The sequence below is a fragment of the Streptomyces sp. OfavH-34-F genome, from assembly GCF_022347745.1.
In the GTDB taxonomy this organism is placed as follows: Bacteria; Actinomycetota; Actinomycetes; order Streptomycetales; family Streptomycetaceae; genus Streptomyces.
The window spans coordinates 1-12,535 of the sequence record NZ_JAKRGC010000182.1; the positions used below are offsets into that span (position 1 = coordinate 1).

General features: G+C 71.4%; 11 protein-coding genes and 1 pseudogene. 6 read left to right on the top strand and 6 right to left on the bottom strand.

Translation table 11 applies throughout. The annotated features are described in order from the left end of the window. The 6 genes and pseudogenes from MHW47_RS23120 to MHW47_RS23145 form a co-directional block, all read right to left on the bottom strand. Window positions 1-436 (bottom strand): annotated as a pseudogene (locus MHW47_RS23120) (hypothetical protein); the annotation flags it as partial. A gap of 356 nt (window positions 437-792) precedes the next feature. After that, window positions 793-2,556 (bottom strand): DUF2637 domain-containing protein, encoded by a 1,764-nt coding sequence (locus MHW47_RS23125; RefSeq protein ID WP_239225701.1) that lies wholly within the window; start codon window positions 2,554-2,556, stop codon window positions 793-795. Beyond that, the gene (locus tag MHW47_RS23130; protein WP_239225702.1) at window positions 2,553-2,813 is read right to left on the bottom strand and encodes a hypothetical protein; all 261 of its coding nucleotides are present in this window, start codon (window positions 2,811-2,813) and stop codon (window positions 2,553-2,555) included. Before MHW47_RS23130 ends, MHW47_RS23125 begins: the two co-directional genes overlap by 4 nt. Window positions 2,814-3,020: 207 nt before the next feature. Further along, window positions 3,021-3,218, bottom strand: coding sequence for a hypothetical protein (locus MHW47_RS23135; RefSeq protein WP_239225703.1), 198 nt, complete (start codon window positions 3,216-3,218; stop codon window positions 3,021-3,023). 148 nt (window positions 3,219-3,366) lie between these two features. Then, a complete protein-coding gene (locus MHW47_RS23140) occupies window positions 3,367-3,663 on the bottom strand; it encodes a WhiB family transcriptional regulator (protein ID WP_239225704.1) in 297 nt (98 codons plus the stop codon). Between the two features lie 515 nt (window positions 3,664-4,178). Then, on the bottom strand, window positions 4,179-4,997 hold the full coding sequence (locus MHW47_RS23145; protein WP_239225705.1) for a hypothetical protein: 819 nt from the start codon (window positions 4,995-4,997) through the stop codon (window positions 4,179-4,181). A 390-nt stretch (window positions 4,998-5,387) separates the two neighbouring features. Between MHW47_RS23145 and MHW47_RS23150 the strand changes: the two genes are divergently transcribed. The 6 genes from MHW47_RS23150 to MHW47_RS23175 all read left to right on the top strand — a co-directional run. Beyond that, complete coding sequence (locus MHW47_RS23150) at window positions 5,388-6,176, top strand: GntR family transcriptional regulator (protein WP_239225706.1); 789 nt, start codon at window positions 5,388-5,390, stop codon at window positions 6,174-6,176. Window positions 6,177-6,331: 155 nt separating this feature from the next. Next, on the top strand, window positions 6,332-7,732 hold the full coding sequence (locus MHW47_RS23155) for a helix-turn-helix domain-containing protein (protein ID WP_239225707.1): 1,401 nt from the start codon (window positions 6,332-6,334) through the stop codon (window positions 7,730-7,732). Window positions 7,733-7,736: 4 nt separating this feature from the next. Continuing rightward, complete coding sequence (locus tag MHW47_RS23160) at window positions 7,737-8,417, top strand: dihydrofolate reductase family protein (protein WP_239225708.1); 681 nt, start codon at window positions 7,737-7,739, stop codon at window positions 8,415-8,417. A 35-nt stretch (window positions 8,418-8,452) separates the two neighbouring features. Continuing rightward, the gene (locus tag MHW47_RS23165) at window positions 8,453-8,878 is read left to right on the top strand and encodes a deaminase (protein WP_239225709.1); all 426 of its coding nucleotides are present in this window, start codon (window positions 8,453-8,455) and stop codon (window positions 8,876-8,878) included. 1,008 nt (window positions 8,879-9,886) lie between these two features. Then, window positions 9,887-12,082 (top strand): hypothetical protein, encoded by a 2,196-nt coding sequence (locus MHW47_RS35775; RefSeq protein ID WP_308381675.1) that lies wholly within the window; start codon window positions 9,887-9,889, stop codon window positions 12,080-12,082. Next, on the top strand, window positions 12,079-12,535 hold a 457-nt coding region (locus tag MHW47_RS23175; RefSeq protein ID WP_239225710.1), incomplete at its 3' end, for a DciA family protein. The genes MHW47_RS35775 and MHW47_RS23175, both read left to right, overlap by 4 nt.

Below are 12,535 nucleotides of genomic sequence, written 5' to 3' on the forward strand. Positions count from 1 at the left end.
CCCCGCCGCCGCCCGACCGGCCGCGACCACCGCCGCGCCCGAGCAGACCGCCCTTGCCCGCACCCCCACCGGCCCGGCCGGAGCCGCCTCCGGAGCGGTTCGCGGCGGCGGCCTTGCGGGCGGCGGAGACCTTCGAGCGCTTCTTGCGACCGGCCAGCGCGGCAGCGGCGACAGCCACTCCGGCCGCGCCCGCGGCGACGAGTCCGGGCACTCCGGCGACGCCGTAGGCGATGCCCGTGGCGATTCCGGTTGCGTTCGTGCCGTGGACGATGAGCGGCAGCGCCTGGGGGCGTCCGCGGCTGGTCTTCTTCTGCTCCGGAGCCGAGTCCGTGGTCTCCGAAGGCTCGGTGACGACGGTGTATTCGGCGGTGTCGGTGTCCTCGGTGGTGGTGCCGCCGGCGGTGGTGTCCGGGGGCGCGGTCGCGGTGTCTGCCACGACGAATCTCCTTACAGTGCGTAGCGGAGAGGCGAGGCGAGGCGACGCGAGGTGAGGGCAGAGACCCCCCGTCACCCCCGGTTGGAGGGCTCAGCAGGGGGCTGGGAGGGGGTTTTCCCCTCGCCTCGCCTCGCTTCGCCTCGCCTCGCCGCTACTTTCCGTAAACGGCGGGGCCGGGGGTGCAAAAGGTGCTTTCCGGGCCGCTGGTCGGCCCGGATCGTGCTGGGTGGAGCGGGTGAAGCGGTCGGCCTGGCGGCCGCGGCCGACCCCCGCAGCCACCCCGTCCGGCGGGTGCCGGAGGGGCGCTGCGAGGGGCGACCGTGTGGGCCAGGAGGACCCTCAGATCAGGTTCCGTTTCAGGCTGCGGCCTGCTCCGGAGCCTCGTTGCCGCCGCCGTTGAGGAGGTCGACGGCGCGGGTCTTGCGGTCCTGCGCGGAGCCGGTGGAGATGCCCAGTTCGTCGGCGATGACGCGGACGGTGACTGCGCTCTCGCCCCGGGTCTGGATCATCGCGACGACCCTCTGCACGTCCCAGTCGACCTGGTTCATGCGGGCCAGGGCGGCGGCTTCGACCGCGCGGGCCTCGTGTTCAGCGGCGCGCGCCCGACGCTCTGCGGCCTCTTCGACCGCAGCCTCCTCGCGGGCCTTCGAGAGGGCGATTTCCTCGTTGGCGCGCTGCTCCTCCTTGGCCGCGTTCACCGTCGCGGCACGGTGTTCAGCCTCCTTCCGCTCGTGTTCAGCGGCCTCTTCGAGGGCCTTCTTGGCCGCGGCTTCGGCCTCCGCCCGGCGCCGCTCCTGCTCCGCGATGCCGGCCTTGCGGGCGGCCTCGTCGCGCTGGGCGCGGGCGGCGGCGTCGGCCTGGATCCGGCGCTCCGCCTCGGTGGCCTCCGTGGCCATCTGCTGCTTCTCCAGACCCCAACTGGCCTGCACCTTCTCCCGCTCGATCTGGGCGAGGGTGCGGCGCTTCTCGGTCTCGTCGGCGAGCTCCTGCGCCTCGGCTGCTGCCTTGTCCTCCGCGAGCTTGAGCGCGTGCTGACGCTTGGCCTCACGGAGTTGAGCATCGGCTTCGGCGCGCTGAATCTCCGCCTGAGCCTCCCGTTCCGCTTCGGCTTTGGCGATCTTCAGCTGACCCTCGGCGCGGATCTTGTCGACCTCCGCCTGAATGCGAGCGGCTCCGAGTTGAACATCGGTCTTCACTCGCTGAATCTCGGCCTCGGCACGCTGAACGGCGGCCTGCGCCTCCCTCTCGATCCGCTTGGTCTCCTCCTCCAGCGGCACCGCGAGGGCACGCTCCACGCTGAACCCGAAGGGCGCCAGCTTGAACGGCAGCATCTCGTTCGCCGTCGCCGCCTTCCGCCAGCCCCGCTCATCGGCGTCGTACTTCTGGCGCAGGCCCTCGCGGTAGATCCGCAGCTGCTGGAACTGAGCGGCGACCTCCTTGTAGGGGAGGTTGTAGAGCCGCATCCGGCGGGCCAGGCGGGGCGTGGTCAGCGGGGAGAGGATCCACCGGGTCAGCGGGACCGACCCGAGCGGGGCTTCGCCGGCCAGCAGGTCGGCCATCCGGCCGATGTAGTGGCGGGCGGCCTCCACCGCGATGATGAACAGCACCGGGATGACGCCGTGCATGGAGGCCGCGAGCGGATCGGCTGTCCACGGCCCCTTGGGGGCGGCGGCGTTGAACGCCACCGTGGCGGCGGTCAGCCCGTGCGCGGCCCAGCGCAGGATCGGCAGCGGCATCCGCTTGCGCATCATGTAGAGGTCGAGCGCCAGGAGCACGAGGATGCCCGCGTCGATCCCGATGGGGAACGCGTAGGAGAAGAGGCCGAAGCCCTTGCTCTCCGCGAGGTTGCGCAGGGTGTCGTACGAGCCGGTGAAGCCGATCCCGGCGAGCACCAGGCCGCCGACTCCGGCGATGACGGCGAGCAGCCGCATGGCGCGCGGGTCGCCGTCGTCCGGCTCGGTGCCGGCCTCCGGGGTGTCGTCCTGCTCCAGCTGCTCCTGGTCGTCGTTGTGGTCGGGGTAGTCGGTGTGGTCGGCCGGGGCGGAGACGTCCCAGGAGTGCGGGTCGTCGTCGCCGTCCGGGCGGATCACGTCGGGCTTGCGGAAGTCGACGGCGGTCATGTGGTGCTCTCCGGGTCGTCGGTCGGGATGAACGGTTCCAGGGCCATGCCCACGCACAGCCGGACCGCGCCGAAGACGGCGAGGCCGACGGCCAGGTGCAGGCAGGTGGGCCACAGGCCGTTCGCGAACAGGTCGAACAGGGCCAGGACGGTGGCGACCACGGCGATGACCGTGGCCAGCAGCGCCGCGAGCGGGCTGTGTGCCACGTACGTGTCGTCCGTCGTCTTGTCGGGGGCCGGGGCTGCGGTTGTACTCACCGGGCACCCCCGCTGGTAGCGTTGGCCATGCGAATCGCTCCTTGTCAGCGGATCGCGAGAACAAAGGAGAGGCCCCCTCGCACGGGGCCTCTTTGCTTTGCCGAGCCGTTCCGGCTCTCCGACTCCGCCACGGCCTGGTCGGTCGTGGCGGAGCGGGAGAACCGCCGGCCCCGGCGCGGAGGTCGACTCCGGCCGGGGCCGCGGCGGTCAGTCGCGGTGCTCCTTGAGGTACTGGGCGAGCTGGATCTTCACGCTCGCCATGCCGGTGTAGGCGTTCATCGCCGCCCACACACCGTGGTTCTTCTCGGCTTCCTTGAGCAGCCAGTACGCCTCGCTGACCAGCTCGTCGGGGTCGGCGTCGATGCGGCGCAGCGGGCTGGTCATGCGGGCGAAGATCCCGGCCATGAAGGACTCCTTCGAGGTCTGGCTCCTGGACTGTCACCAGGAGCAGGGGGCGGATCAATGGGGCAGCCCGGGGTGCGGGCGCCCTATGTGCGGCGGTGCTGCGGGGCGGGCGGCGAGTTGGCCGGCGCTCCCGCCGGACGGGAAGCGGTCAGGCGGCGCGGGCGACCAGACGCCGCATGGCCCGGCGGTCACGCTCGTCCGTGCCGCCCCACACGCCGAACTCCTCTCCGCGCTCGAAGGCGCCCTCGAGGCAGGAGTCCTGGAGCGGGCAGCGACGGCAGATGGCCTTGGCCGTGGCCGCCTGGAAGAGGGCGCGCGGGCCGTCACCGACCGGGAAGAACAGGTCGGGGTCCTCGCCCTCGCAGGCCGGGCGGGGCCGCTGCGGCCCGGCTGCCGTGGAGACCGAGTTGTAGTTCGCCGTGCGTACGATGGATCCGCGATTCATCAGGGCCTCCCAGAAGGTCCGAAGCGAAGAAGCAGCCCCGGGGTAGCCGCCCCGGGGCTGTTGCGTGTTGTGGCGGCCGGATGGCCGGAGCGAGCGGGAGCTCCCGGCGCTCTCCGCCGGCCCCGCCCGGGAAGGCGCGGGGACGACGGGCAGGGCCGGGTTCAGCACTGCTGGGATTGCGGGCAGTCAGCGCCGGTTGTTCTCCGAGCGCTTGTTCTGTTCGGCGTTCTTCCGCGACAGCTCGTCGCGTTCGGCGTCGGTCAGGCTGGTGATCGCGTTCATCACTTGCCTCCCCTCGCCCGGCGCAGCGCCTCGTCCATGTCCGGGTCGGAGTCGGTGTTGCCGAGCGGGCGTGCGATGCTGAGCTGCATCAGGTCCTCCAGTCAGGTCCTGGACAGCCCCGGGGCCCTAATCCCTGGGGCTGTCGTCGTTCTGGCTGCCGTACGAGCAGCCACGGCCCCGGCCTCCCCGCGGTGTGCGGGATGGCCGGGGCCGTGGACGTTCGTGCGCTGGCCTTACCTGCTGAGCTGCTCCACCTTCGTTGCGAGCAGCGTGATCGCGCTCATGAGGTCGGCGCGCTCCCAGTCGTTCAGCTGCGGGCCGCCGGCCTTCTTCGGCGTGAGCGACTGGAGCATCGCGACCAGTGCGTCGTGGGCCCGCTGGATGTCGGCCCGGCGGACCGAGCTGGCGGTCGACGCCCACTGGAGTTCGCGCAGCAGCCACAGGCCCTGCTCGCGCTGTTCGGCCAGTCCTTCGCGGACCGTGAGGGCCGCGCGGCGGGCGGGCTCGGTGCGGCGCTTGTGCGCCACCAGGTAGGCGAGCTTGCCGCCGTCGGCGCAGCGGGCGCGGCCGGACGGGGCGCAGGTCGCGCAGTTCCTGGTGTGGGCCTCGTACATCTTGAGCGCGGCCTTCGCGTCCAGGAGCGGCGACAGGATCTGCATGACGGCCGGGGCGACCGCGGTCTTCGGCTTCCGCGTGACGCGGTTCGAGCGGCGCCCGTTGGTCTCCGCACCGCCTTCCTGCAGCCGCCGCTCCCACACCTCGAACTTCACGTTGACGATGACCTGCCGGTTGCTGCCCGAGCACCGGATCGGCGCGTCCTGGTGGGCGGTGCCGGCGTGGTGCGGGACCAGCTTGTGGACCTTGGCCTGGATGCCGGTGATGGGCACCCAGGTGTTGCAGTCGGGGCAGATCAGCGACGCGCAGTGGGGGCGGAGGTCGTACTGGTGGGGGCGGAGGGTGGAGATGGTGAGCGCCTCACGGAAGCTGACCTTCTTGGTGCGGGTCCGGCACTTCCGGAGACGGGCGGTGGGTTCCATGGTCGAAACGGACATGCGGCGCTCCTTGTGTACGGAGGGGCAGGGGATGCGTCGCGGTGCTCTCTCCGCCCATCAGGCCGCTCGGGAAACCCGGCGTCCTGACGCACGGACAGCGCATCTGCGCTGCGACGTACATGCAGGTCAGTCGAGAAACCCGGGGGATTTGGTGGTGCTATCGACCCCGGCCGCCCCGTGAGGAGCAGACGACTTACTGCGGTGGTGCGAGTGCGTAGCCCCTGCTCACCAGAGCGTTAGGGCTATCGCTATCGCCTAGTAGAGACCATGCTGCGGCACGGAGTCAATAGCGATAGCTCTATTCGTGTCGATCGCTTGTGCTCGCCCATCGCCGCCTGATAGAGCTAGCCCTAGAATCAAGACCGAGCAGCACTTCGAAAGGGGGCTCCGATGCCCGTCTCGTACCGCGACATCGCCGCTGACCTGCGGCAGCAGATCAGCGAAGGGCGGTACATGCCGGGCGACAAGCTCCCGATGCTCACCGAACTTCAGACGACGTACGGCGCCGGCTACCAAACGGTGCGCAGCGCCATCGCCCTTCTGGAGCAGGAGGGCCTCGTGATCGCGGTCCGCCGCAGAGGCACGATCGTCCGCGAGCGCCCGGAGAAGAAGCGCATCACCCGGTCGCGACAGGTGTTCCGGGACGAGATCGGCTACTTCTTCGACCCGACGGCCCAGCCCTGGGTGGCACTGGAGCCCCCCACCGTGCGCTGGGGCATCATCCCGGTCGACCTCGCCGCGCTGATGGGACTCAGCACCGGAGCCGAAGTCCTTGTCCGCGACCGCGTGATGGGCGATCCGGAGACACGGAAGCCGAAGCAGCTGGCGACCAGCTACCTTCCGGCCGACCTCGCCCGAGGCACTCAGCTCGCCGAAGCGGACACCGGCCCCGGCGGAATCTACGACCGCCTGGAGGAGATGGGCCACCGTCCCCTGCGCTGGAGCGAAGGTGTTTCGGCTCGCATGCCTTCCCCCGAGGAGGCTGAGGCGCTGGCCCTGCCCGCCGATGTCGGCGTTCCCCTGCTGCGTGTCGTACGCCTGACGATGTCCCCCAGCGGCGAGGTCCTGGAGCTCAACGACACCCGAATGAGCGCCGAAGAGTTCGAGATCGGCTACAGCATCCGCCGGCACTCCAGCGCGCGCCTCTCGGATGTGGACGACGACGAAGAAGAGCACTGAGCACCACCTCCCTGACCGAACTCGACTGCGTGCAGTTCGGTTCTAGGCCCGGGGAGCTGCAAGTTCCAGATCTGACATGTGGCCGGGCTAACTGGCCACATCGGCCACAGGATTGGGGCGGGATGGCACAGAAACCAAGGGAGCTGACGCCTTGGGTGTCGCCTCTGCATAACTGGGGCTACGAGCTGCGTGAGCTGCGGAATCTGCGCCGTCTCAGCCTGCGCGCGCTGGCCAAGCGGGCGATGGTCGACCACTCTCACCTGGGACGATTCGAGCGTGCCGAGCGCATGGCCACCCGTGAGCAGGCCGCGCAGTTGGACAGTGCGTTGGGCGCGAACGGCATGCTGCTCCGGCTGTGGGAGCGCATCGGGGACGAGCCTGGCCATGTGGCCAATCAGCCGGTCCATGTGGCCAAGTCCTCGGTTGATCTGGCCCTGGCCATGCCGGACCAGGCAGCGTCGGACGATGAGGGGATCTCGGTCCCGTGTCGTCTACGTGATGGGTCGGTGGTCTGGGTGGCTATGAATCGGCGTGCGCTGCTGCGCACGGGGGTGGGGATCGGGGCGGCGGCCGCCGCCGGGATCGGTTCGCCGGCCTTTGCGGACTCGGGTGCCGTGCCGGGCCTGGTTCGCAAGGCGAGGGCCGCGTCGGCGTACGGCTCGACGCCGGTTGAGCACCTGCGCCGCACCCGCCGTCTGCTGATCGACAACGACAACCTGCTGGGGCCGTGGCACGCGGTCCGCGCGACACGCGACCACATCCAGGTGATCCAGGAACTGCGGCGTGAGGCGAAGGGCGTCGACCGGCGCGACCTGATGGAACTCCAGACGCAGTACGGCGAGTTCCTGTCCTGGCTCTACCAGGATCTGGGTGACCCGAAGGCCGCCTCGTACTGGCTGGACCGGGCGATGCAGTGGTCGCAAACGGTCGGTGACCAGGACCTGACCACGTACGTGATGGCCCGCAAGGCGCAGTTGGCCGGCGACGTCGCGGACCTGGTCGACGTCGTCGACCTCGCGGAAGCCGCCCAGAGCATGGCGCGGCCGCGCAGCCGCCTCGCCGCCGTCGCCCGCACCTACGAGGCGTACGGCCACGCGCTGCGCGGTGACGCTGACGAGAGCGAGCGGGCGATCGACGACGTACGCAACGCCCTTGATGGCGCCGCCGCCGACCCCACCCCGTGGGGCGTGTGGCTGAACGCCTCGTACGTGGAGATCCACCGCGCCCAAGGCCTGGAGGCCCTCGGCAAGCACGACCAGGCCGCGGACGCGTTCGGCGCCGCGATCCGGATGATGCCCGACGGCTACCACCGCGACCGCGGCGTCTACCTGGCACGTCAGGCCGTGGCGCTGGCCGGCGCGCGCGTCCCGGAGCAGGCCGCCGCCATCGGGATGCACGCGCTGACGGTGGCGGAGGACACGGGCTCCGGCCGGATCACCACCGAGCTCGCCCGGCTCGACAAGGCCCTGATCCCCTGGCAGCGCGAGCCGGTCGTGTCCGAGTTCCGCGCCGCCTTCGACTCCACCCTCTTCCACGAGACAGAAACGGAAGCCTGAGCAGATGACTGCCCGCCCGTACGTGCTGCTGTCGGCCGCCATGTCGGTCGACGGCTACCTGGACGACACCAGCCCCGAGCGGCTGCGCCTGTCCAACGCCGCCGACTTCGACCGCGTCGACCAGGTCCGCGCGGAGTCCGACGCCATCCTGATCGGCGCGAACACCATGCGCCGGGACAACCCCCGCCTGCTGGTCAACAGCGCCGAACGCCGTGCTCAGCGCGTCGCCGACGGCAAGCCGGCCTTTCCACTCAAGGTCACGGTCACCCGCACCGGCGCCCTCGCCGCCGACCTGAAGTTCTGGCACTACGGCGGCGACAAGTTGGTCGTCACCGTCGACAGCGCGGTGGAAAAGGTCCGCGCGACGCTCGGGGACCTCGCCGACGTCGTCAGCGTCGGGCCCGACCTCGACTGGGGCCTGGTCCTCGATGAGCTCGGGCGGCGCGGCGTCAAACAGCTGATGGTGGAGGGCGGCGGCACGATCCACACCCAGCTCATGGCCCAGGACCTCGCTGACGAAGTCCACCTCGCCATCGCGCCGCTGCTGGTCGGCCAGCCGGAGGCCGCCCGGTTCCTCGGGGCCGCCGACTACCCGGGCGGGTCGACCGCGCGGATGCAGGTCCTTGAGGTCCGCGCGATCGACGACGTCGTCCTCATCCGCTACGCCCCGAAGGGACGAGCCTGATGTACGCGCCCGACCGATGGCAGGACATGCAGTGGATGAGGCGTGCCATCTCCCTCGCCGCGATGTGCCCGCCGGCCGCGGGTGCCTACTCGGTCGGGGCGCTCATCGTCGACGAGGACGGCAACGAGATCGCGGCCGGCTACTCCCGGGAGTCCGATCCGCGTGAGCACGCAGAAGAGGCCGCGCTCGGGAAGGCGGACCACCGGCTCCTTGCCGGGGCGACGCTCTACAGCACGTTGGAGCCCTGCTCACAGCGGCACTCGCCGCGTACCCCGTGCGCGCAGCGCATCCTCGAGGCGGGCATTCCGCGGGTGGTCATCGCCTGGCGGGAGCCGTCGCTGTTCGTCGACGACTGCATCGGCTACGAGCAGCTGGTGGAGGCTGGGGTCGTGGTCGTGGAACTGCACGAGCTGGCTGCGCCCGCGAAGGAAGTCAACGCGCACCTGGGCGGGCTGGCCTGATGCGGACTCAGCGACTTACCCACTGGGCGACCCACCCCGGTAACGAGTTTTCCGTCAAACGCCGCAATTCTTCCGGCATTCGGGACTTCTCGGGCCTGTTGCGTTTTCGACCCGCCTGTGTGTCGTCACAGCGGGTTAGGGTGATCGCAGATGTGATCCTTAACGACGAGAACCCCGGGACCGGGCATGGTCCTCGGGGCCTCGTACGGGGCAATGCCTCGTTGGGCGACACCTGGAAAGGAGGTGATCGCGAGATGAAGACTACCCGCGTGTGCGGAACTCCACGCGCAGCTACGCCGTTCCCCCATCGCGATCACGCCATCGGGTGCGCGCCTGGACACACTGACGCCAGCCTCCGCAATCGGGGGGTTGGGATGACCTAGTGGCCATCGGCCGCGCGCGCCAAGAAGAGGCGGACTAGCCATCCCCTTCGGCCTCGCGCGGCCCGTCTACCGCCTGGCGGCAATCCCCCACCAGAGCGGTCCGCTCAGAGCCCGGTTCCAGCCGGTCCTGAGCCGCGGCTTATCAAGCCGCTTATCTCCCACTCGGCCCCTCATCAGGGCCATTTGCAACACCGGTCCCTAGCCAGGACCACAAGGGCCCCTTCTGGGTCCAGCAGCAACACCCGCAGTACCGGTCCCTAGCCAGGACCAACACCTCGGTCGTTCCGAGGCCCCGCCAAGGGCTTCGAAACACCAGCACCAAGACGCCACCAAACGAAAGGAGATCGCTTCTGGGCCTTCGCACTGCCACCCACCACACGAGCCATCGAGTCGAGCCCCCGCCAAGGGGCCCGTCCGCGTTGATCCATATGAAGGCTGGTATCGCCATAGTGCACGAGCACCGCAGGTCTTGTCAGGTCGACCACGACCAGGTCAGTACCCCCTCTGGGGTGATTACCGCAGGTTGTGGTGTCCCCCCTGGCGGGATTGTGACGTACATCACACCCCTCGACTGTCACACGGATGCCGCCGGGTCGGTGGCCCCGCTGACCTCGGGGATGTTCCTGTGAGCGCGGGAGCGGCGTCGGCCGCCGCGCTGGACCACTCCGCGTGGGACGTCGTCGACAACTCGGTCGGCGGTCCGTCGGGCGGGACGCGGCGTCGGCTGCGGTCCGTCCCGGCCGGGCCGGTCCCCGAGCGGTCGGCGGGTCATCCGCTGTCGCTCGGTCGGGACGCGCGCGCCCGTCTGGGTGGCGCGGTGCGCTCGCTGCTGGACCTGGCCGGCCTGGACGGTGCTTCGGACGCGGTGCGGCTGGCGGTGCTGGTGCTGGCGTCGCGGACGCCGTCGGAGACCGGCGAGGTGGAGATCCGCACCCCGGAGCTGGGCCGGTGGATCGGGATGTCCGCGTCGTACACGGCCTCCGAGGTGGTGTCGGGACTACGCCGCTCGGGGGTGGTGTCGGTGGAGACGGCCCCGGGCGAGTACGGCCAGGACATCGGCCTGAAGTGCCGGGTGCTGCCGCTGTGGGCGGCGCAGGACGTGGCCGGTCACCCGCTGAACCTGGCGAAGAAGGAGTACGCGACGCTGCTGCGCCTGGTGGAGGCCGTGATGGCTCCGGGCTGGTCGCACCGGGACGGCCGGGTCACTCCGGCCGGGCTGATCGGTACGCGTACCGGTCGGGGCGCGGCGACGGACCGCCTGGCGCTGCTGCTGCTGGTGCTGGAGGCGCGGGAGACCGGGCGGGTGCGCCAGTGCGGGGGCACGGTGGACACCAAGCGCGGCCGGGCGGCGGCGACGGTGGCCCGGCTGCTCGGGTGCACGGCGTCGGCGGGGGAGCGGGTGCTGGAGCGCCTGGAGGACCGGGAGCTGGTGCTGCGGGTCCGGCTCAAGACGGGCTCCGGGCTGGCGAACCGGTCGCGGCTGATGGTGCCGGCGGTCGCCGACGCGCACGGCCGTACGGTCGCCGACGACGTCCAGGTGGACCGTGCGGAGGCCCTGGAGCCCGAGTTTTCAGACCCCGACGTTGCGGCAGGGCCTGGTGAGGCGCCGGAGACGGCGACGGAAGCCCAGGTCAGCGGGGCGCCGGTGACGGATGTGACGGGAGTTGCAGAGCCCGACGTTGCGGCAGCCCTTCACACTGACCACCCTCACCTGGTTACTCCCGTCTCTTCCCCCGCTCTCTCTGGTGGCTTTTCCGGCGAAGGCCGTGGTGGGTCCGGTGATCTGCCGGACCGCGCGTGCGTGCGCGAGGACGGCGGCCCGCTGCGCGGGGAACAGCAGGAGAAGTCCCCGGTCGGCAAGGGCGAGAACGGCGGCCGCGGGCCGGTGGACGGTGCTCCGGTGCGGGTCCTGGACGGCGCGGGTCAGAGCAGGCAGCAGCGGGGGAGGGTGCCTCTGCCGCCGGAGGATCTGCGGGCCGTCCTGGCGCCGGTGGACCTGGTGTGGGCGCGGCTGGAGCGCCCGGCCGCCCGCCGCCTGGTGGAGGCCGCCGCCCGCAGCGAGCTGGGCAGGGTGGTCGGGTTCGCCGGCCGTACGGACGCGCCGCAGGTCCTCGCCGACCGGCTCGCCCGTCGTCTGGCCGACCAGATGCGGCTGGCCGGGCCGATCAAGGACCCGGTGGGCTGGCTGATCGGCGTCGGTCTGCCACAGCGGCAGCAGTGCGGTGAAGTGCGGTGCGACGACCGGGTGCTGCTCGACTCCGGGCAGGACTGCCCCCGGTGTGAGGAGAAGCAGGCCGACCGGCGGGACCAGCGTCGCGCGGTCGCGGCCGCCGTCGACGCCGCGATGCCCGGCGCCTCGGAGGCGGAGCGGCGGGCGGCCACCGCCAAGCAGCTGCACCAGGACGTGACGGCCAGGGCGTGGGCGAAGGTGCACGAGTGGGACCAGGTCCGCGCCCGGCAGGCCGCCGCAGCTCAGGCCCGTGCCGAAGCCGCGGCCGCGCAGTCCGAGCCGGAGGTCCCGGCCGCGCCGGTGGACCCGATCGTGCTGCCCGCGCCCCGCCTGGCCCCCGTCGCCCCGGCCCCGGAGGCCGTCGACGTCGACGGCGACCAGGAGCTCGTCCTCGAGGACCTGACCCGCGAGCAGGTACTCGACTGGCGCACCCGCGCCGCGCACGACCACCAGATCGTCCACGACCACATCGCCCGGTACGGCGAGCACTCCGCGCAGCGCCTGTTCACCAGGTCGTTCGTCGCGACCGTGCAGCGCCTTTCGGGCCTTGGTCACCTGGACCTTGGCTACACCCCGTGGGGGCAGGCATGACCGCCGACGAGGTGTCAGGCGTCGACCTGGCCCGGGTCGCGCTGCGGGCCGCGATGGAGGCGGCACGCGCCAACGGTGGCGGCCGGAAGGCGAAGACGAAGCCGCGGATCGTCCGTACGGTGCGCCGGGACGGGCGCGAGCCGATGGGCCTGGGGGCCGCGATCGGCGCGCTGGTCACCGAGCGCGCGTGGGAGCTCCCGGCCGCCGGCGCGACGCTGCGCGAGCGGTGGGCGGCCATCGCCCCCGAGCTTGCCGGGCACGTCGCCGCCGTGTCGTACGACGCCGACTCCGGGCAGCTCACGGTGTGTCCCGAGTCGTCGGCCTGGGCGACAAAGGCCCGGCTGGAGCAGACCCGCATCATCGCGGCCGCCAACCAGTCGGCAGGCCGCACGGTCGTTCGCACCCTGCGGATCCTGGCGCCCGGCACGGTGGCGGTGCCCGAGCCGGCCGACG

Excerpts from the sequence above, each read along its gene's own strand:
- MHW47_RS23150 (WP_239225706.1), top strand. The coding sequence starts at position 5,388 with ATGCCCGTCTCGTACCGCGACATCGCCGCTGACCTGCGGCAGCAGATC.
- MHW47_RS23125 (WP_239225701.1), bottom strand. The coding sequence starts at position 2,556 with ATGACCGCCGTCGACTTCCGCAAGCCCGACGTGATCCGCCCGGACGGC.
- MHW47_RS23165 (WP_239225709.1), top strand. The coding sequence starts at position 8,453 with ATGAGGCGTGCCATCTCCCTCGCCGCGATGTGCCCGCCGGCCGCGGGT.
- MHW47_RS23135 (WP_239225703.1), bottom strand. The coding sequence starts at position 3,218 with ATGGCCGGGATCTTCGCCCGCATGACCAGCCCGCTGCGCCGCATCGAC.
- MHW47_RS23160 (WP_239225708.1), top strand. The coding sequence starts at position 7,737 with ATGACTGCCCGCCCGTACGTGCTGCTGTCGGCCGCCATGTCGGTCGAC.
- MHW47_RS23140 (WP_239225704.1), bottom strand. The coding sequence starts at position 3,663 with ATGAATCGCGGATCCATCGTACGCACGGCGAACTACAACTCGGTCTCC.
- MHW47_RS23145 (WP_239225705.1), bottom strand. The coding sequence starts at position 4,997 with ATGTCCGTTTCGACCATGGAACCCACCGCCCGTCTCCGGAAGTGCCGG.